This is a genomic window from Nonomuraea sp. NPDC049649, assembly GCF_040675175.1.
Classification (GTDB): domain Bacteria; phylum Actinomycetota; class Actinomycetes; order Streptosporangiales; family Streptosporangiaceae; genus Nonomuraea.
Genome location: NZ_JBFAOH010000021.1, coordinates 56,768 through 75,884 on the forward strand (window position 1 = coordinate 56,768; position 19,117 = coordinate 75,884).

The 19,117-nt window shown below is 73.7% G+C and carries 18 protein-coding genes; 12 read left to right on the forward strand and 6 right to left on the reverse strand.

All coding sequences use genetic code 11. The annotated features are described in order from the left end of the window. Positions 1 to 74 precede the first annotated feature (74 nt). The 4 genes from AB0J42_RS24435 to AB0J42_RS24450 all read left to right on the forward strand — a co-directional run bounded on the left by AB0J42_RS24435 (position 75) and on the right by AB0J42_RS24450 (position 4,517). Positions 75 to 785 carry a GntR family transcriptional regulator gene (locus AB0J42_RS24435; protein ID WP_364298134.1) on the forward strand — a complete coding sequence of 237 codons (711 nt, stop codon included), beginning with the start codon at positions 75 to 77 and terminating at the stop codon, positions 783 to 785. A 90-nt stretch (positions 786 to 875) separates the two neighbouring features. Continuing rightward, complete coding sequence (locus AB0J42_RS24440) at positions 876 to 1,334, forward strand: (2Fe-2S)-binding protein (protein ID WP_364298136.1); 459 nt, start codon at positions 876 to 878, stop codon at positions 1,332 to 1,334. Then, positions 1,327 to 2,316, forward strand: a complete 990-nt coding sequence (locus AB0J42_RS24445) for a xanthine dehydrogenase family protein subunit M (protein ID WP_364298138.1) — start codon at positions 1,327 to 1,329, stop codon at positions 2,314 to 2,316. The genes AB0J42_RS24440 and AB0J42_RS24445 overlap by 8 nt, the downstream gene beginning before the upstream one ends. Next, positions 2,313 to 4,517 (forward strand): xanthine dehydrogenase family protein molybdopterin-binding subunit, encoded by a 2,205-nt coding sequence (locus tag AB0J42_RS24450; protein WP_364298140.1) that lies wholly within the window; start codon positions 2,313 to 2,315, stop codon positions 4,515 to 4,517. Before AB0J42_RS24445 ends, AB0J42_RS24450 begins: the two co-directional genes overlap by 4 nt. Before the next feature lie 154 nt (positions 4,518 to 4,671). Here AB0J42_RS24450 and AB0J42_RS24455 read toward each other — a convergent pair whose 3' ends face one another. Together AB0J42_RS24455 and AB0J42_RS24460 are read right to left on the reverse strand one after the other, a co-directional pair. Beyond that, on the reverse strand, positions 4,672 to 5,022 hold the full coding sequence (locus AB0J42_RS24455; protein ID WP_364298142.1) for a cupin: 351 nt from the start codon (positions 5,020 to 5,022) through the stop codon (positions 4,672 to 4,674). Between the two features lie 86 nt (positions 5,023 to 5,108). After that, the gene (locus AB0J42_RS24460; RefSeq protein WP_364298144.1) at positions 5,109 to 5,834 is read right to left on the reverse strand and encodes an SDR family oxidoreductase; all 726 of its coding nucleotides are present in this window, start codon (positions 5,832 to 5,834) and stop codon (positions 5,109 to 5,111) included. An 86-nt stretch (positions 5,835 to 5,920) separates the two neighbouring features. Between AB0J42_RS24460 and AB0J42_RS24465 the strand changes: the two genes are divergently transcribed. Next, complete coding sequence (locus tag AB0J42_RS24465) at positions 5,921 to 6,790, forward strand: LysR family transcriptional regulator (RefSeq protein ID WP_364298146.1); 870 nt, start codon at positions 5,921 to 5,923, stop codon at positions 6,788 to 6,790. 9 nt (positions 6,791 to 6,799) lie between these two features. Here the strand turns inward: AB0J42_RS24465 and AB0J42_RS24470 are convergent, their stop codons facing one another. From AB0J42_RS24470 to AB0J42_RS24485, 4 genes are all read right to left on the reverse strand, one after another. Further along, the gene (locus AB0J42_RS24470) at positions 6,800 to 8,197 is read right to left on the reverse strand and encodes an MFS transporter (RefSeq protein WP_364298148.1); all 1,398 of its coding nucleotides are present in this window, start codon (positions 8,195 to 8,197) and stop codon (positions 6,800 to 6,802) included. Positions 8,198 to 8,398: 201 nt separating this feature from the next. Beyond that, positions 8,399 to 9,637, reverse strand: coding sequence for an MFS transporter (locus tag AB0J42_RS24475; RefSeq protein ID WP_364298150.1), 1,239 nt, complete (start codon positions 9,635 to 9,637; stop codon positions 8,399 to 8,401). Further along, positions 9,634 to 10,725 (reverse strand): PLP-dependent cysteine synthase family protein, encoded by a 1,092-nt coding sequence (locus AB0J42_RS24480; RefSeq protein ID WP_364298152.1) that lies wholly within the window; start codon positions 10,723 to 10,725, stop codon positions 9,634 to 9,636. The genes AB0J42_RS24475 and AB0J42_RS24480 overlap by 4 nt, the downstream gene beginning before the upstream one ends. A 77-nt stretch (positions 10,726 to 10,802) precedes the next feature. After that, entirely contained in the window at positions 10,803 to 11,228 is a 426-nt protein-coding gene (locus tag AB0J42_RS24485) for a hypothetical protein (RefSeq protein ID WP_364298154.1), read from the reverse strand. A 188-nt stretch (positions 11,229 to 11,416) separates the two neighbouring features. Here AB0J42_RS24485 and AB0J42_RS24490 point away from each other — a divergent pair, with 188 nt between their 5' ends. The 7 genes from AB0J42_RS24490 (at position 11,417) to AB0J42_RS24520 (ending at position 19,098) form a co-directional block, all read left to right on the forward strand. Then, entirely contained in the window at positions 11,417 to 12,718 is a 1,302-nt protein-coding gene (locus tag AB0J42_RS24490; RefSeq protein WP_364298156.1) for an aminotransferase class V-fold PLP-dependent enzyme, read from the forward strand. A gap of 48 nt (positions 12,719 to 12,766) precedes the next feature. Next, complete coding sequence (locus AB0J42_RS24495; RefSeq protein WP_364298158.1) at positions 12,767 to 13,036, forward strand: metal-sensitive transcriptional regulator; 270 nt, start codon at positions 12,767 to 12,769, stop codon at positions 13,034 to 13,036. An 82-nt stretch (positions 13,037 to 13,118) separates the two neighbouring features. Further along, positions 13,119 to 14,453 carry an MBL fold metallo-hydrolase gene (locus tag AB0J42_RS24500; RefSeq protein ID WP_364298160.1) on the forward strand — a complete coding sequence of 445 codons (1,335 nt, stop codon included), beginning with the start codon at positions 13,119 to 13,121 and terminating at the stop codon, positions 14,451 to 14,453. A 40-nt stretch (positions 14,454 to 14,493) separates the two neighbouring features. After that, positions 14,494 to 15,060 carry a rhodanese-like domain-containing protein gene (locus AB0J42_RS24505; protein WP_364298162.1) on the forward strand — a complete coding sequence of 189 codons (567 nt, stop codon included), beginning with the start codon at positions 14,494 to 14,496 and terminating at the stop codon, positions 15,058 to 15,060. Between the two features lie 37 nt (positions 15,061 to 15,097). Continuing rightward, on the forward strand, positions 15,098 to 15,934 hold the full coding sequence (locus tag AB0J42_RS24510; protein ID WP_364298164.1) for a sulfite exporter TauE/SafE family protein: 837 nt from the start codon (positions 15,098 to 15,100) through the stop codon (positions 15,932 to 15,934). A gap of 120 nt (positions 15,935 to 16,054) precedes the next feature. Continuing rightward, complete coding sequence (selA, locus tag AB0J42_RS24515; protein ID WP_364298166.1) at positions 16,055 to 17,353, forward strand: L-seryl-tRNA(Sec) selenium transferase; 1,299 nt, start codon at positions 16,055 to 16,057, stop codon at positions 17,351 to 17,353. After that, on the forward strand, positions 17,344 to 19,098 hold the full coding sequence (locus tag AB0J42_RS24520) for a SelB C-terminal domain-containing protein (RefSeq protein WP_364298168.1): 1,755 nt from the start codon (positions 17,344 to 17,346) through the stop codon (positions 19,096 to 19,098). The genes selA and AB0J42_RS24520 overlap by 10 nt, the downstream gene beginning before the upstream one ends. Positions 19,099 to 19,117 lie beyond the last annotated feature (19 nt).

A 19,117-nucleotide genomic window follows, 5' to 3' on the forward strand; every position in this document is an offset into this window, starting at 1 on the left:
TCTGAGTTGATATCGTCTCGGCCGACCAGGGCGTACTGGCACTGCGCGGACCGACTGACCGGGAGCCATATCCATTGGAGCAGATCTCGACGGACCAGACGTCGCTGGCGGCCCAGACCTACGAGGCGATCCGCCGGGCCATCGTCACGGGTGAGCTGGCCCCTGGCTCGCTCCACTCCGTGGTGGACATCGCGGCCCAGCTGGGAGTCTCGCGAACACCCGTCCGCGAGGCCCTGCTGCAGCTCGCCACGCACGGCGTGGTCCGCTTCGAGCGGAGCCGGGGCGTCCGGATCCTGGAGGTGTCAACGCGCGACATCGAGGAGATCTACACGCTCCGCTACCTGCTCGAAGTCCCCTCGGCCTACCGCGCCGCGCCGCTGATGACCGACGAGCGACTGGCGCAGCTGTCCAAGGCGCTGGAGCGGATGCGGCAGGCCTGCGAGGTCGGGGACGAGCGGCTGTTCCAGGAAGAGGACGTGCTGTTCCACGAGCTGATCCTGGAGGTCGCGGGCAACACACGGGTGACCCAGTCCGTCGCGACCATGCGTGCCCAGATGGCCGCGCGCGGCCTGTCCACTACGAAGACCCGGACCCTCTGGGACATCTGGCGGGTCCACGAGCGCATCCTGGAACGCCTCCAGGCCCGGGACGAGCAGGGGGCGGCCGAGGCCATGCGCGACCACCTCCTGGAGACGACCCGGCTGCTGATCACCCAGTCGACCGGCGACCCGGAGGCCGGCGCCCGTTTCACCCCGCCCGTGCTCCCCGTCTTCACCGACGACTGAGCCCGCCGGGGACATCCCCCGACGACGCGGGTACCGTACGAAAACAGACACTCCCCCCGACATGCCCGGCTATGCGAGGGATTCGGGGACATGACCACGCTGACTGTCAACGGCAGGGACTATCCGCTCGACCTGGACGACGCCCGCCTCACCCTGCTGGACGCGCTCCGCGACCGGCTCGGCCTGACCGGCACGAAGAAGGGCTGCGACCAGGGCGCCTGCGGGGCCTGCACGGTGATCGCGGACGGCAGGCGCATCCTGTCCTGTCTCACGCTCGCCGCCCAGTGCGACGGCCGGGCGATCACCACGATCGAGGGGCTGGGCTCCGGGGACCGGCTGCACCCGGTGCAGGAGGCGTTCGTGCGGCACGACGCCTTCCAGTGCGGCTACTGCACGTCCGGGCAGATCATGTCGGCGGTGTGCCTGCTGGCCGAGGGGCGGGCGGGTTCCGACGCCGACATCAGGGAGTTCATGAGCGGCAACCTCTGCCGCTGCGGCGCCTACCCGAACATCGTCGCCGCCATCCGGGAGGTCGCCCGCGATGCGTGAGTTCACCTACGTCCGCGCGGCCGGGGTGGGGCAGGCCGTCGCCGCCGTGAGCGCCGACCCGGGAGCCGACTACCTGGCCGGCGGCACGACCCAGCTCGACCTCATGAAGGACGGCGTGCTGGAGCCCGACCGGCTGGTGGACATCACCCGGCTCCCGCTGCGCGGCGTCCGGCTCGACGGCGGCACGCTGCGGGTGGGGGCGCTGACCACGATGGAGGAGCTGGCGGCCGACCCGGTCGTGGCGGCGCGGGCGCCGTTCGTCCGCGAGGCGCTGCTGCTGGGCGCCTCGGTCCAGCTCCGCAACATGGCCACCATCGGCGGCAACCTGCTGCAGCGCACCCGCTGCCGCTACTTCCGCGACCCGTCCGTGCCCGCCTGCAACAAGCGCCGCCGCGGCACCGGCTGCGCGGCGCTCACCGGCGCCGCCCGCATGCACGCCGTCCTCGGCGCGAGCGAGCACTGCATCGCCTCGCACGCCTCCGACCTGGCCGTCCCGCTGGTGGCGCTGGACGCGGTCGTGCGCGTCGAGGGGCCCGAGGGGGAGCGGACCGTCCCGCTCACCGGCTTCTACCGGCTCCCGGGAAGTACGCCCGACGTGGAGCACGTGCTCGGCCACGGCGAACTGATCACCGCCGTGGACGTCCCGCTGCCTCCGGAGGGCACCCGCTCGGGCTACCTGAAGGTCCGCGACCGGGCTTCGTACGAGTTCGCGCTCGCCTCCGCCGGGGTGAGCCTGCTGCTCGACGGCGGTGTGATCCGGGAGGCGCGGGTCGCGCTCGGCGGGGTCGGCACCGTCCCGTGGCGCGCCCGCGAGGCGGAGGAGGTCCTGCGCGGCGCGCCGGCTGGCCCGGCCGCGTTCCGGGAGGCGGCCGAGGCGGCCGTGCGCGACCCGTTCACCGTGCCCGGCACCGCTTTCAAGGTGGAGCTGGCCAAGCGGACGCTGACACGAGCGCTCCGCACCGTCGCGGGGGTGGCGTCATGACGACCGTCGAACGTCCCCGGATCGTCGGCGCCGGAGCCGACCGGGTGGACGGCCCGCTCAAGGTGACCGGCGCGGCGCCCTACCCGAACGACTTCAGCCTGCCCGGCATGGCCCACGCGGCCGTCGTGCGGGCCACGATCGCCGCCGGCCGGATCGCCCGGCTCGGCACCGCCTCGGCTGAGAGCGCCCCGGGCGTGCTGGCGGTCCTCACGCACCTGAACGCGCCGCGGCTGGGCACCGGCCCGGAGTCCCTGCTCCGTACGCCGCCGCCCCCGCTGCAGGACGACCGGATCCTCTACTACGGCCAGTACGTCGCCGTCGTGGTGGCGGACACACCCGAGCGGGCGGTGGCGGCGGCCCGGCGGGTCGAAGTCGGCTACGACCGGGCCGAGCCGCTGCTGGACCTCGACGACCCGCGGGCGGAACGGGTGGCCGACCCGTGGGGCAGCGACGCCTCCTGGGGCGACCCGGCCGCCGGGCTCGCCCGGGCCGACGTCGTGGTGGACGCCGCGTACACCACCGCCGAGAACACCAACAACCCGCTCGGCCTGTTCACCACGCTGGCCGCCTGGGACGGCGACCTGCTCACCGTGCACGACTCCACCCAGTGGCCCACCCAGGTGCGGGCCGCGCTGGCGCGGATGTTCGGCGTGCCGGAGGAGGGAGTGCGGGTGCTCGCCCCGTACGTCGGCGGCGGCTTCGGCGCGGGGCTGCGCGTCTGGCCGCACGTGGTGCTCGCCGTGATGGCGGCCCGCCAGGCCCGGCGGCCGGTCAAGCTGGAGCTGACCCGCCCGGAGATGTTCACCGGCATCGGCCACCGCCCGGCCACCGCGCAGCGCGTCCGGCTCGGCGCCACCCGCGACGGCCGGCTGACCGCGATCGAGCACGAGAGCCTGTCGAGCCTCGCCATCGAAGGCGACAACATCGAGCCGTGCGCGTCCGTCTCCACGGCCGCCTACGCCTGCCCGAACGTCTCCGCCAAGGACCGGCAGGTCCGGCTCAACATCCCGTGGACCAGCTCGATGCGCGCGCCGGGCGAGGCCCAGGGCAACTTCGCGCTCGAATCGGCGATGGACGAGCTGTCCTACGCGCTCGGCCTCGACCCGCTGGAGCTGCGGCTGCGCAACTACGCCGAGGTGCACCCGCGCTCCGGCCTGCCGTGGTCGAGCAAGGCGCTGCGCGCGTGCTACGAGGTCGGCGCCGACCGGTTCGGCTGGGCCCGGCGCGACCCCGATCCCGGTTCCATGCGCGAGGGCGACTGGCTCGTCGGGTACGGCCTGGCCGGGGTCAGCTACTTCTGGTACCAGGCGCCCTGCCGGGCCAGGGTGACCGTGCGCCGCGACGGGACGGTGTACGTGCGCAGCGCGGTGACCGACATCGGGACCGGCACGTACACCGTCATGACCCAGCTGTCGGCGGAGCTGCTCGGCCTGGAGCCGGGGCGCGTCACGTTCGGCCTCGGCGACACCGGCATGCCTCCGGGACCCCAGGCGGGCGGCTCCGGCCTCACCGCGGCGCTGGGCAACGCCGTGCACGCGGCCTGCCGGAACCTCCTGGGCGCCTTCCTCGACCTGGCGGGCGCCGACCCGGTCTCACCGCTGGCCGGCTGCCTGCCCGGCGACGTCACCGTCACCGACGGCCGGATCCACCGGGCCGGCGAACCCTGGCGGGGCGACTCGTACACCGCCATCCTGGCCGCGCACGGCCTCGACGAGCTGAGCGCGGACGGCGACAGCGTGCCGCGCCCGGCGGAGGAGTCGGGCATGGCGCCCGCGGGGCCGTTCGGCGCGCGGTTCGTGGAGGTCCGGGTGGATCCCGAGCTGGGGCTGCTCCGCGTGGCACGGGTCGTGTCGGTGATCGACGGCGGGCTGATCCTCAACGAGAAGCTGGCCGCCAGCCAGATCATCGGCGGCACGGTCGGCGGGATCGGCATGGCGCTGTACGAGGAGACGGTCACCGACCCGGGCACCGGCCGCATCGCCAACCCCACCCTGGGCGACTACCTCGTACCGGTCAACGCCGACATCCCCGACCTCGACGTGACCTTCGTCGGCGCTCCGGACGCCTACAACCCGGTCGGGGTGAAGGGCGTCGGCGAGATCGGGCTCGTCGGCATGGCCGCCGCGATCGCCAACGCCGTCTTCCACGCCACGGGCAGACGCATCCGCTCCGTCCCGATCACGATCGACACGCTGCTGTAGGCCTTCGTACGAGCGTTCCGTTCAAGACGCGCGATCGAGAATGCGTCCATGCCCCAACGGCGGGAAAGCGCCTCCATCGCCACGACCAGCCTCGGGCCGAGCCCGCGGACGTCCTCCGCGGCGACCTGGAAGACGGCGTGACGGCCGATCGTGCTCATCGGCCGCCGGGAAGGGTGACGGCCATGATGTCGCACGGGGTGTCCAGTTCGATGCGGTGCCAGCGCCCGCGCGGGACGATCGCGGCGGTCCCGGCCGTCAGCCGGATCTCTTCCTCCGCCGGCTCCGCGCGCAGGTAGAGACGTAACATCCCGATCAGGCAGACCACGATCTTCTCGCCCTCGGGGTGGACGTCCCAGCGGCCGGCGTCGACGTCGGTCCTGGCGTGGAAGGCCGTCAGCGTCCAGCCGTCCTGGCCGGTCTCAGGCGGGCGTTTCCCGGCGTGGATCTCGCCGCCGGGGCGCAGGTGGACGGGGGCCGCGAACAGGTCGATCGGGGTGACGGTCATGCCGGTCATCCTGGCGGTCGCGGACTGCCGGGATCATCCGCCAGGCGTCGGGCATCCGGCATCGGTGACGCGCCGATCGGCGCCTGTCACCAGGGGACCACCCCCTCGTCGTCGAAGAAGCCGCCGCGCGGCCCGTCGTCCGGCAGGGTGGCGAGCCGGATGGCGATCGCCGCACCCTGCTCGGGCGTCCGCGACCCGGCGAAACCGGTGAAGTCGGTCGCCACGTAGCCGGGGCAGCAGGCGTTCACGATGATGTCGGTGTCGGCGAACCGGCGGGCGTACTGGACCGTGATGCTGTTGAGCATGGTCTTCGACGGCGCGTACGCGGCCATGACCGGGCCGGTCCGCAGCGTCAGGGAGCCCATGTTGCTCGACACGTTGACGATGCGCGGCGAGCGCGCGCGGCCCAGCAGCGGGAGCATCGCGTTCGTGACCCGGACGACCCCGAACACGTTCGTGTCGAGGACGGCGCGCACCACGTCGAGGTCGAGCGTCGTCGGATCCTGCACGCCGCCGGCGGTCGGCCCGGAGATGCCCGCGTTGTTGACGAGCACGTCCAGCCGCCCCGACCTCCGCTCGATCTCCGCCGCCGCGGCGGCGGCGCTGTCGGCGGAGGTGACGTCGAGGGCGACCCCGTACGCGTCGGCGCCCGCCTCCTGCAGCCGTGCGACGGCCTTCTCGCGCTTGACGTCGTCGCGGGCGCCCACCGCGACCGTGAATCCGGCCGCTCCGAGACCCTGGGCGATGGCGAGACCGATTCCCTTGTTGGCGCCGGTGACCAGCGCGATTTTCGAGTCGTTCACGTGATTCATGCTCGGCGACCCGTACAGCCACCGTCCAAGACCGGCCGGGTCCCCTGTGATACTCGCCGGGTATCAGGCGGAGTTACGCTGGTCGCGTGGACGATCTCGAGACCCGCGAGCTGCGCTACTTCGTCGCCGTCGCCGAGGAGCTCCACTTCGGGCGCGCCGCGGAACGGCTCGGGATCGCGCAGCCGCCGCTCTCACGCGCCATCCGCAAGCTGGAACGCCGCCTCGGCGTCGAGCTGTTCGACCGGGACCGTCGCGGCGTGGCGCTCACCCACGCCGGCGCGGTGCTCCTCCGCGAGGCCGGAACGGCCCTCGACGCGGTCGCGGCCGCCGCCCTCCGCACCCGCCGCGCCGGACACCCGGAGCGGCCCCTGGTGCTCGCGACCAAGGCCGGGGCCTCCCACGAACTGCTGCGCCGCCTCCTCGACACGCACGCGAGCGAACCCGGCGCGCCGCCGGTCGAGGTCCTGCTGTGCGAGATCGGCGAACAGGCGGGCCTGCTCCGCGGCGGGCAGGCCGACGTGGCGCTCATGCACCGCCCGTTCGACGACCTCGCCGGCTTCGACACCGAAGACCTCCTCGCCGAGGGCCAGGTCGCGATCCTCCCCGCCGGGCACCCGCTCGCCTCCCGCCCCCATCTCACGATGGCGGACGTGACCCACGTGCCGGACCTGCCGATCGCCCGCTGGCCCCGCCTCGACGGCACCTACCCGGACGGCCCCGGCCCCGAGGTGCGCTCCCAGTCGCAGCTCGCCCAGCTCGTCGCCCTGGGCAGGACGCTCCTCGTCATCCCCGCCTCCAGCCGCGCCTGGCAGTGGCCCGAACACGTCGCGGTCCCGGTCGTCGACGCGCCGGAAGTCACCACCGTGATCGCCTGGCCGCCGAGCAGCCGCTCCCTCGCGGTCGCGTCCCTCGTCCGCTCAGCGGCCCGGCTCGCGGAGCTTTCCCTCCTTCCGTGACCGTACGAGCTACTCCGGCGTCACCGCGGCGGGCACGGAGATCCGCCAGGCGACGACCCCGGCCACGGCGAGCCCGGCGACCGCCAGAAGACTGCTGACGAGAAACGGATCACCGCCGCCCAGGGCCGGAGCGAACCCGACCCCCACGTACAGGGTGACCCCGGCAGAGCCGCCCAGCTGGTCGGCGGCGCGCTGAACCCCGGAGGCGATACCCGCGTCGTCCTCGGTCACCCCGGTCACCGCCACGTACTGCAGCCCGACGATCCCGAACCCCATCCCGGCGGCGACGAGCATCATGGCCGGAACCATCGCCACCCCGGCCGCCCCGAGCCGGGCGACCGCCGCGATGACCACCATCGCCAGCACCGTGAAGCCCAGCCCCGCCAGAACACACACCCGGGCACCCCACCGCCCCAGCAGCCGGGGCACCAGCACCGACGCCCCGATCAGGCACACCGCCAGCGGCAGCATCGTCAGCCCCGCCTGCAGCGGACCGGCGCCCAGCCGATCCTGCAAGTAGTACGTGAACAGCAGGAACGAGGTGGACAGCGCCGCGCTCAGCAGAGCGGTGGCCAGGTTCGCCAGGACGCGCGCCCGGTTGCGGAAGAACCGCGCCGGCACCAGCGGCCTCCGCGCCCGCCGCTCGACCACGGCGAACAGCACCCCGGCGCCCACCGCCCCGCCCAGCGCCACCGCCGGCAGCCAAGACGCACCCTCCCCGCTCCCCGCCTCGACGACCCCGAAGGCGAACAGCAGCGGAGCCACCGTCAGCAGGAACGCACCGGGAACATCCAGCGGAGCCCGCCCGGCGGACCGCTCGCCCGGCACGAGGACGACCACCGCGACGAGCACCACCAGGATGAACGGCACGGACACCAGGAAGATCCACCGCCAGCCGAGCAACTCGGTGATGATCCCCGACACCACGAACCCGAGGACGAGCCCGCAGCTCGCGACGGCCGCCCACACGCTCAGCGCCCGCGACCTGCGCGGCCCCTCGGGGAACATGAGCACGATCACCGCCATCGCCGCCGGCAGCGCGATCGCCTCCCCGGCGCCCTGCAGCAGCCGGGCCGCCACCAGCAAGGGAAAGGACGGCGCGAGCCCGGCCAGCAGAGACGCGCCCCCGAACAGCGCCGTGCCGATCAGGAGAACGCGCCGCCTGCCGAACACGTCACCCAGCCGGCCGCCGAGCATCAGCAGCCCGCCCCCGGTGATCGTGTAGCCCACCACGACCCAGGCCAGCGCATGCCCGCCGACGCCGAAACGGGCGCCGATCGAGGGCAGCGCGACGTTGACCACGGTCACGTCGACCGCGATGAAGAACTGCAGCGTGGCCATGCCGCACAGCACGAGCCACGCGCGCCGCCCCGAGGACGAGCGCACAGCGGAAATACCTGAAAGCATCGAGTGCTCCGTTGCCCAGAAGAGGTTTCCGGGCAGCACGAATGTGCCGCTCCGGTCGGACTACGAAGCGACAGGACGTTCAGGAGACAGTGAGAACGAACGCCCCGCCGCTAGCGGAGCGCCCTGGTCACCGCGGCACAGCAGGCCGCGCTCGAAGCACCGGACATGCCGCCGATGCTACCGGAACCGCCGGCGAGTCGATCAGGCGGTGGCGACCTGGCCGGCGGCGGGCAGCCGCTGCCGCCGGTCCAGCCGGCTGACCGCCGCCGCGGAGATCAGCCCGGCGGCGGCCAGCAGCGCCCACGGCAGGCCCGCCGCGCCGGTGGCGCGGCCCGCGTCGACCAGGGCCCCGGCCAGCAGGTTCCCGGCCAGGATTCCGACGCCGGACAGCAGGTTGTAGACGCCGTAGTAGGTGCCGATCAGCCGCTCTCCCGCCATGTCGGCGATGGTGGCCATCTCGAACGGGAAGGCGGCCAGCGTGCCGAGGGTGAGCAGCAGCGTGCACGCCACCAGTGGCAGCAGCGCCCACCCGGGCGGCAGGTGTCCCGCCGCCAGGGCCGGGGGCAGGAACGCGATCCCCATGAGGGCCAGGCCCCGGCTGATCGCCCGTCCGCGGCTCCACCGGGCCGCGCACCAGGCGGTCACCCGTACCTGCCCGGCGATGCCGAGCAGCGCCGACAGCGCGTACAGCGCCATCACGCCGCTCTCGCCGCCGCCGACCCGCTCCACCTCCAGCGGCAGCGCCAGATACATCTGGTACGACAGCGCATAGGAGGCGATCATCGCCGCGGCGAAGGAGATGAAGGCCCGGTCGCCGAAGGCCCGCCGCCAGTCGCTCAGGATGGGCCGACGTTCCGCGACGGGCGCGCGGCGGGAAGGCAGCCAGAGGCCCTGCAGGACGGTCAGCACCGCGAAGATCCCCGCGGCGCACAGGCACACGGCGGTGAACCCGGCGTTCAGCAGGGCGATGCCGACCAGCGGGCCGAGCAGGATGCCGCCCTGGTAGAACACGTTGAACACGGCGAACGCCGCCACCTTGCGCTCACCCGCCTCGCAGGCGAGGTAGGCGCGGGCGGCCGGGTTGAACAGCGCCCCGGCGAAGCCGGTCACGGCTGCTGCCACGATGAGCCACGGCAGCGAGGTGGTCAGTCCGAACAGGGCGAACCCGACTGTGCGGAGCGCGCACCCCAGCATGATGAGCGGCTTGTGGCCGAGTCGGTCGGCCAGGGTGCCGCCGATCAGGAACAGGCCCTGCTGGCTCAGGTTCCGCAGGCCCAGGACGAGCCCGATCGTCCAGGCGGCCAGGCCGGCGCCGGTCGACAGGTGCTGGGCCAGGTAGGGCATGAGCATGTAGAAGCCGAGGTTGATGCCCGCCTGGTTGAGCTGCAGGAGCTGGATGGGCCGGTCGAAGGAGCGGAACTCGGCCAGCGTGCGCCTCATAGCCCGGCCGCCAGCGGGGCGCGCACGCCGGGGCAGCGCGTCCAGCGGTGGACTTCCCGCTCGTCCGGGACCCGCAGCAGGTCCGGCTCGTCGGCCGGGACGGCGCCGAGCAGGCCGTGGGCCAGGCAGTACTCGTCGTCGTAGACGCTGTCCCAGTACCGCCACGGCCCGTCGGGGAAGATCGCGACGATGGTCCGGCCGGGCTGGGTGCGGGCCAGCCACCGGGCCACCAGGGCGACGGCGCCGGTGCTCCAGCCGCCGGACACGTAGTGCAGGGCGGCCAGGGTGCGGCAGGCCCAGACCGCTTCGGCGGGGGCGACCCAGTGGATCTCGTCGAAGGCGTCGTGGTCGACGTTGCGCGGGTGGATGCTGGAGCCGAGCCCGCGCATCAGCCGCGGCCTGGCGGGCTGGCCGAAGATCGTCGAGCCTACGGTGTCGACGCCGACGAGGCGCAGGCCGGGGAAGTGGCGGCGCAGCACGCCGGAGATGCCAGCGCTGTGCCCGCCGGTGCCGACCGAGCACACCAGGGTGTCGATCTGGGGCAGCTGGTTCAGCAGTTCGTGGGCGAGCCCGGGGTAGGCGTCCACGTTGTCGGGGTTGTTGTACTGGTCGGGACAGTAGGCGCCGGGGCTCTCGCCGAGCAGGTGCCGTACCCGGTCGCGGCGGGCCTGCTGCCATCCGCCGACGGGGGAGGGCTCGGTGACGGTCTCCAGGCGCACCCCGTACGAGGCGAGCAGCCGGCACATCAGCGGCTCCATGCCGGGGTCGGTCACGAGCGCGACCGGATGGCCGAAGACGATGCCGGCCAGCGCCAGGCCGAGCCCGAGGGTGCCGCTGGTCGACTCGATGACGGTCGCGCCCGGTTTGAGGTCTCCGCGCGCCCGCGCCTGGCGGAGCATGTGCAGCGCGGGACGGTCCTTGATGCCGCCCGGGTTGAAGCCTTCGAGTTTGGCCCAGAATCCTCCGCCGCCCGGCACGAACGGGTCGGAGAGGAAAGTCAGCGGCGTATTGCCGACCGAGAGCGAAAGCGTGGAGAATCTGCGGAACGGCGCCTTTTCAGGGCGCGCGAAAACAGCTTGCGATGACATGATGGGAATCTCCGGAAATGAACACGGCCCGGCCGTGAATAAGGTGAACGGTTGGCGACTGGCGGCGGCCGTGCGTGCTATATGCGCAACACGCAGAGTTCTTCCCGATGGGGCGCGGGGTGGCGTTCCGCGGTCACCGGGGCGGTGGTGCCTTCGGCGGCGGGAGGCGGCACGGCGACGCTCACCGGCAGGGTGCCGGCCGTCGGCGGTGCGGCCGGGCCGACGGCCGAGTCGTCCTGCTCGGTGCCGTGCCTGTGACCGTCGGGCAACTGGTGATGCCAGCAGTGCTCACCGTGTTGACCTGCGCTGACGTGCTCCTGAGAGGTCTCGGTGAGGTGGGTGAGCCGGCTGGCCTGCTCCGCCATCTCCAGGGTGACGCAGGCGCCGCCGTGCGCGAAGACCGCGACGATCAGCGAGATGATCGCGAGCAGCGCGTGCGACACCAGCCGCCCGGCCCCAGTCGGGGCCGGGCGGCGCGAACGGGTGATCCGGGTCGCTGACATCACCGGAGATAGTGCCCGCGCGCGCCCAGTTTCCGATAAAGCTCCCGTCGTTTTACGGCGTGCGCCGGATTTTCGTCCCGCGACACGAAGGCGGGGGTTCGCCCGGTGCGCAAAAGTTTCCGCCAGACTGGGCGGCGCGGCGTATCTCGCGCCCCGCCAATTCCCGCTGATATTCATTGGAGTTTTTCATGGTCCTGTCGAGACGACGGATATTCGCCGCCGCGGCGGCCGGCGTCGTGGCACGCCCTTCCGGTGCCTCGTACGCGGCGGAGACCCTGACCGTGCCGGCCGGCGTCGCCCCCGAGCGGCTCGCCCGCGACGAGCGCTTCTGGGCGGCCGTCGCCCGCCAGTTCCGGGTGAGCCCGGACTTCGTGAACCTGGAGAACGGCTACTACGGGATCATGCCGGAGCCGGTCCGGCGGGCGTACCACCGCAACGTCGACCTGCTCAACGAGCGCAGCTCCCACCTGCTGCGGACGGAGTACAAGCCGCGCGCCGACGAGGTCCGCGACCGGATCGCGGCCGTGCTGGGCGCGACGAGGGACGAGATCGCGCTCACCCGCGGCGGCACCGAGGCCCTGCAGAACCTGATCGCCGGCTACCGCCGCCTGCGCCCCGGCGACGCCGTCATGTACGCCGACCTCGACTACCACAGCGGGCAGTACGTCATGAACTGGCTGCCGGCCAGGCGCGGTGTCACCGTCGAGCGCATCGTCATGCCCGAGCCCGCCACCCGCCAGGCGGTGCTCGACACCTACGAGCGGGCCCTGCGCCGGTACCCGAAGGTGCGGCTGCTCCTGCTCAGCCACATGAACAACCGCACCGGACTGGTCACCCCGGTGCGGCAGATCGTCGCCATGGCGCGTGAGCGCGGCGTGGACGTGATCGTGGACGCGGCCCACTCCTGGGGCCAGCTCGACTTCACCATCGGCGACCTGGGCGCCGACTTCGGGGTGTTCTCGCTGCACAAGTGGATGGGCGTGCCGCTGGGCGCCGGGTTCCTCTACATCCGCGAGGGGCGGCTGGACGACATCGACCTCCTGTACGCCGACGAGACCTACCCGGCTTCCGACATCCGCTCACGGGTGCACTCGGGCACGATGGACGTCGCCCCCTTCCTGACCGTGGACGCCGCCCTGGACTTCCACGAGCAGCTGGGCGCGCCGGTCAAGCAGGCCCGCCTGAGGTTCCTGCGCGACCGCTGGGTGCGGCGGGCGCACGAGCTCGGCGTGCGGGTCCTCACTCCGGACGAGCCCGGCATGTACGGAGGCATCACCGCGTTCCGGATGCCCGGACGCGTCTCCAAGGCCGACAACCTCGCCATCGCCGAGGAACTCATGACCCGGCACCGTATCTTCACCGTCGCCCGCAGCGGCATGAGCGGCGGCGACGCCGTCCGGGTCACCCCCGCCCTGTTCACCTCCGCCGACGACGTCGACCGGCTGGGCGCCGCGCTGCGCGACCTCGGCACCCGTGCCCGGCGCCCGTGACAGGGCCTCATTTGCCTTTCCGGGTACCCCCGGGGGTACCATGAGGCCATGGAGCTGAACGAATCCCTGGTCGGCGACGCGCTGACCCGGTTGAAGCGGGCGCATGGCCAGCTGGCCGGGGTGATCTCGATGATCGAGGCGGGTGAGGACTGCACGAAGGTGCTCACCCAGCTCGCCGCCGTGTCCAAAGCGCTCGACCGGGCCGGCTTCAAGATCGTCGCGACGGGGCTGCGGCACTGCCAGGACGCGCAGAACCGTGGCGACCAGCCGCCGATGAGCGTGGCGGAGCTGGAGAAGCTCTTCCTGGCGCTGGCCTGAGAAACCGCGGCCGCGGGCGCCCCGTGGCCGCACAATTTTGACCGATACATACCCCACGGGGTATCAAAGGAGTGGATGAACGATGGAGATCATCTCGTTCCGCACGCCCGGCCTGGGCGACCAGACCTATCTGCTCACGTACGAGGGGAGGGGCGTCCTCGTCGACCCCCAGCGCGACCTCGGCCGCTTCCTGGACGCCGCCGCCGAACGCGACGTCGAGCTGCGGTTCGTCCTGGAGACCCACCTCCACAACGACTACGTCTCCGGCGGCGAGCAGGCCGCGCTGCGCACCGGCGCGGAGCTGGTGCTGCCGGCCGCCGCCGCGCCCGCCTACCGGCACACCCCCGCCTTCCACCTGGAGGACATCGAGGGCGGCGCCGGCCTGACCCTGCGGCCCATCCACACGCCCGGCCACACCCCCGAGCACACCAGCTACCTGGTGCTGATCGACGGCGAGCCGGCGGCGCTCTTCTCCGGCGGCAGCCTGCTCGTCGGCTCGGCGGGCCGCCCCGACCTGCTCGGCCCCGAGCGCGCCCGCTCCCTGGCCCGCCTGCAGCACCTCTCGCTGCGCCGCCTGGCCGCGCTGCCCCCCGAAGTCGGGCTCTACCCGACCCACGGCGAGGGCTCGTTCTGCTCGGCCACCGGCGCCGGCCGGCTGACCTCCTCCATCGCGGCCGAGCGCGCGGGCAACCCGATGCTGGCCATCGACGACCCGGAGGAGTTCGCCGACACCCTGCTCGAAGCCCCCGCGCCCATCCCCGCCTTCTACCGGCACATGGGCCCGGCCAACACGCTCGGCGTCCCGCCCATGCCGTCCGTGCGGGTCCCCGAGCTCGACGCGGTGCCCGAGGGCTCGCACGTCGTGGACCTGCGTCCGCGCCAGGCGCAGGCCCGGGGCATGCTGCCCGGCTCGGTCGGCATCGAGCTGCGCGACGACTTCGGCAGCTGGGCCGGCTGGCTGCTGCCCTACGCCGAGCCGATCACCCTGGTCGCCGAGCCCGACCAGGACGTGACCGAAGCCGTCACCCAGCTCGCCCAGATCGGCATCGACACCGTGCGGGGCGTCGTCCGCGACCTGGGCCGGGACGCCACCCAGACCTACGAGCTGGCCGATCTCGACGGCTTCGTCAAGCGGCTCGCCCAGCCGGGCGCGCAGCTGCTGGACGTCCGGATGCCGAGCGAGCGGGAGCGGGTCCGGCTGCCGGGCGCGGTGGAGCGCTTCCTGCCCGACCTGTTCACCCGGGGCGTCCCCGGCGAGCTCGACCCCGAGCGGCCCGTGCTCGTCGCCTGCGCCTCCGGCCGCCGTGCGGCCATCGCCGCCGGCTTCCTCGCCGGGCGCGGTTACCGGCCGCTCGTGCTGACCGGCGCGGGCGTGGCCGAGGTGGCCGCCGCCGTCGAGCGGCACACCGCCGCCTGAACCTTTCCGTCCGACAGAGCAAGACCAGGAGATCAAGTACGTGTCTCGTATCGACGCCGCAACCGCGCGCGAACTGATCAACGCCAGCCCCGGCGTCCTCGTCGTGGACGTCCGCACCCCGGCCGAGTTCGAGTCCGCCCACATCAGCGGCGCCATCAACCTGCCCCTCGACCAGCTCGACGCCCACCTGCGGCGCATTGTCACCGACGCCGGCGGCCGCATGCTGCTCATCTGCCAGTCCGGCCAGCGCGCGGAGCGGGCCCGGCGGGCGCTGAGCGACGCCGGGCTGGACGACGTCGCGGTGCTCGACGGCGGCATGAACGCCTGGATCGCCTCCGGGGGCCACTGTGAGCGCGGCCGGGTGCGCTGGCCGCTGGAGCGGCAGGTCCGGCTCGTCGCCGGGAGCCTCGTCCTCGGCTCGGTGGTGGCGAGCCTGTGGGTCCCGCCCGCCGTGGTCGTCGCCGGTCTCGTTGGCGCGGGCCTCACGGTCGCCGCGCTGACCGACACCTGCGCGATGGGCATGCTGCTGGCCAAGCTGCCGTACAACCGGTCCGGCGGCGCGGACGTGGAGACGGCCATCGCCCGCCTGCGCGGGGGTGCGGCATGACCTTTTCTGTGTCCACTGGATACCCCCGGGGGTAAGTGTGATCGTGCTGACCCTCGCCGCCGCCGTCCTGGTCGGGGTGACTCTGGGCCTCTTCGGGGGCGGAGGGTCCATCCTCACCGTCCCGGTGCTGGTCTACCTGGCCGGGGTCCCGGCCAGGCAGGCCATCGCCATGTCGCTGTTCGTCGTGGCCGTCACCAGCGCCGTCAGCGCGGTCGGCCACGCCAGGGCCGGCCGCATCCGGTGGCGCACCGGCCTGGTCTTCGGCGCCGCGGGCATGGCGGGCGCCTACGGCGGCGGGCTCATCGGCCCGCACCTGCCGGAGGCGCTGCTCATGTCGGCCTTCGCCGCGATGATGCTCGCCACCGCGGCCGCCATGATCCGCGACCGCCGCGTGCCCCGAGCCGAGCCGGTCGCGGGGGACCTGCCGGTCCTGCGCGTGATCGCCGAAGGCGCCGGGGTGGGCCTGGTGACCGGGCTCGTCGGCGCGGGCGGCGGGTTCCTGGTGGTGCCCGCGCTGGTGCTGCTCGGCGGCCTGCCGATGGGCGTGGCGGTGGGCACCTCGCTGGTCGTCATCGCCCTGAAGTCCCTGGCCGGGCTGGCCGGGTACCTGCACGCCACGCCCGTCGACTGGTCCCTGGCGCTGCCGGTGACCGCGGCGGCCGTGGCGGGCGGGCTCATCGGGGGCGCGCTGGCGGGCCGCCTCGACGCCGACCGCCTGCGCAAGGCGTTCGGCTGGTTCGTCCTGGCGATGGGGGCTTTCGTCCTGATCCGCCAGCTTCCGCCGGGGGCGCTGACCGGCGCCGTGGCGGCGGCCGGGGCGCTGGTGGTCATCGCGTTCGCTCTCTGGCGGCGGCGACCGCCCGCGGCCGACTGACTTTCCTTGCAGAATAACCTGCTCGCCCTGACACGCCCCTTAACAACGCCGGTCGACATGAAGTATCGACAATCTCGGTATGACCGGGATTTATCCCCTCGCATGCCATAATCCGGAATCATGGCCGACTCCCGCCGCCTCATTCCTCGTACGGACACACTCCTTTCCGACCCGAGGTTCGCCGAGGCGCTCACGCGACTCGGGCGCCCGCACGTGAAATCAGCCGTTCACCAGGCGCAGCACCTGGCCAGGGAGCGAGTCATCCGCCCCGAGGAGGTGCCGGAGGCGGCGCTGGCCGCGCTGCCCGGCCCGGGCCCGCGCCCGGTGCTCAACGCCACCGGCGTCCTGCTCCACACGAACCTGGGCCGGGCGCCGCTGGCGGACGCCGCCGTACGGGCGCTCACGGCCGCCGCGGGCACCACCGACGTCGAGCTGGACCTGTCCACCGGGCGGCGGGGACGGCGCGGCCGGGCGGCGCTCGCCGCGCTGGCCGCCGCCGTGCCCGCCGCCGGAGCCGTCCACGTGGTCAACAACAACGCCGCGGCGCTCGTCCTGGCCGCCACCGCCCTCGCCGCAGGAAAGGAGATCGTCATCAGCCGCGGCGAGCTGGTCGAGATCGGCGACGGCTTCCGCCTGCCGGACCTGCTGGTCTCTACCGGGGCGCGGCTGCGGGAGGTCGGCACCACCAACCGGACGAACGTGCGCGACTACACCGACGCGATCGGCCCCGGCACCGGTTTCGTGCTCAAGGTCCACCCGTCGAACTTCCGGATCGAGGGCTTCACCAGCACCCCCGGCATCGCCGAACTCGCCGTGATCTGCCAGGAGGCGGGCGTGCCGCTCGTGGCCGACGCCGGCTCCGGCCTGCTGCGGCCGGAACCCCTGCTGCCCGACGAACCCGACGCGGAGACCTGGCTGAGACAGGGCGCCGACCTGGTCACCGCCAGCGGCGACAAGCTGCTCGGCGGCCCGCAGTGCGGCCTGCTGCTGGGCCGGGCGGACCTGGTGGAACGGCTGCGCCGCCACCCGATGGCCCGGGCGCTCCGCGTCGACAAGCTCACCCTCGCCGCGCTGGAGGCCACCCTCACCGTTCGGGAAACCCCCGTCGCCGCCGCCCTGCACGCGAACCCCGAACGGCTGCTGCGCCGCGCCCGGGCGCTGGCCGACCGGCTCGTCACGGCCCGGGTCGCCGCCGAGGCCGTGCCGAGCACCGCCACCGTCGGCGGCGGCAGCGCCCCCGGCGTCGAACTGCCCAGCGCCGCCGTCGCCCTCGACGCCTCACTCGCCGAGCCGCTGCGCACCGGCGCCCCGCCGGTGCTGGGCCGGGTGGAGCACGGACGGTGCCTGCTGGACCTCAGAGCGCTGCCCGAGCGGCACGACGACGACCTGTTCACCGCGGTGGTCGCCGCATGCGGGTGATCGCCACCGCCGGCCACGTCGACCACGGCAAGTCCACGCTGCTGCGGGCGCTCACCGGCATGGAGCCCGACCGGTGGGAGGAGGAGCGCCGCCGGGGGCTCACCATCGACCTCGGCTTCGTCTGGAGCGGCGACCTGGCCTTCGTCGACGTGCCCGGCCACGAACGCTTCATCACCAACATGCTCGCCGGGGTCGGCCCGGTCCCGGCGGTCCTCCTCGTCGTCGCCGCCGACGAGGGCTGGCAGGTGCAGACCCAGGAACACCTCGACATCGTCGACGCCTTGGGCATCCGCCACGGCCTGCTGGTCGTCACCCGCTCCGACCTGGCGGACCCCGCCCCCGCACTGGCCGAGGCCGCCGAGAAGGTGGCCGGGACCGGCCTCGAAGGCGCGCCCGCGCTCGCGGTCAGCGCCGTCACCGGCGACGGCATCGAACCGCTCCGCGCCGCGCTGTCCCGCCTCGCCGCCGCACTGCCCGGCTCCGGCGATCAGGACGACGTACGGATCTGGGCCGACCGGGTGTTCACCGTCGAAGGCCGCGGAACAGTGGTCACCGGGACGCTGGGCGCCGGGACGATCAGCGTGGGCGACACCCTCCAGGTTCCCGAGGGCACGGTCCGCATCCGGGGCCTGCACAGCCTCCAGACCCCCCGCGACCAGGTCACAGGCCCGGCGCGGGTCGCGCTCAACGTCCGGGGCGACACCGCCGGGCTCCGGCGCGGCGCCGCGCTGGTCACACCCGGCTGCTGGCTGACCACCGTCACGGCGGACGTCCGCCTGCGCCCGCCCGGCGCGAGCCCCGCCGCCCCGCCGGACCGGATCCCGCGCACCATGACCTGGCACATCGGAGCCGCCGCCGTACCCGCCCAGGTCAGACGCCTGGACGACCGCCACGCCCGCATCACCCTGGCCGAAGGACTGCCGCTCCGCGTCGGCGACCGCGCGCTGCTGCGCGACCCGGGCAGCCGCCGGATCTGGGGAGCCGACGTCCTCGACGTCCGCCCGCCGCGATTGGGACGCCGGGGCGCGGCCAGGCAGCGCGCGGAGGAACTGCGCGGCATGGACGCCACCCCGGACGGGGCCGCGGAGCTGCGCCGCCGCGGCCTGATCCGGCACACGGACCTGGTCGCGATGGGCGCCCGGCCACCGGAGAAGGCGGTGCGGGCGGGGGAGTGGCTGGTCGACCCCGACCACTGGTCCGCGCTGAAGGACCGGCTCATGAAGACGCTCACCGCGCACGCCGCCGCGCATCCCCAGGACCCCGGGCTTCCGGCGGAGACGGTCCGTCAGGCGCTCGGCCTGCCCGACCGCGCGCTCGTCGCCGCCCTGGCGGCCCAGACCCGGCTCCGCCACGCCCGCGGCAGGCTCACCATGGCGGCCCCCGCCCTCCCTCCGGAGACCGCCCGCCGGGTCGCCGCGCTCAGGCGCGACCTGGAACAAGAGCCCTTCGCCGCCCCCACGGCCGAGCGCCTGGAAGCGCTGGGGCTCCGGAGCCGCGACCTGGCCGCCGCCGAGGCGGCGGGCCTGCTGGTCCGGCTCGCGCCCGGCGTCGTCCTGCGGCCCGGCGCCCTGGAGGACGCCGCCGAGATCCTCGCGGGCCTGCCACAGCCCTTCACCGCCGCCCAGGCGCGTCAGGCGCTGCGCTCCACCCGCCGCGTGGTGATCCCCCTGCTGGAACACCTCGACCGGCTGGGCCGCACCCGCCGTCAGGACGACTCCCTGCGGCAGGTCGTCCGGCGCGCCTGATCCGATACGCCGGGCGGCC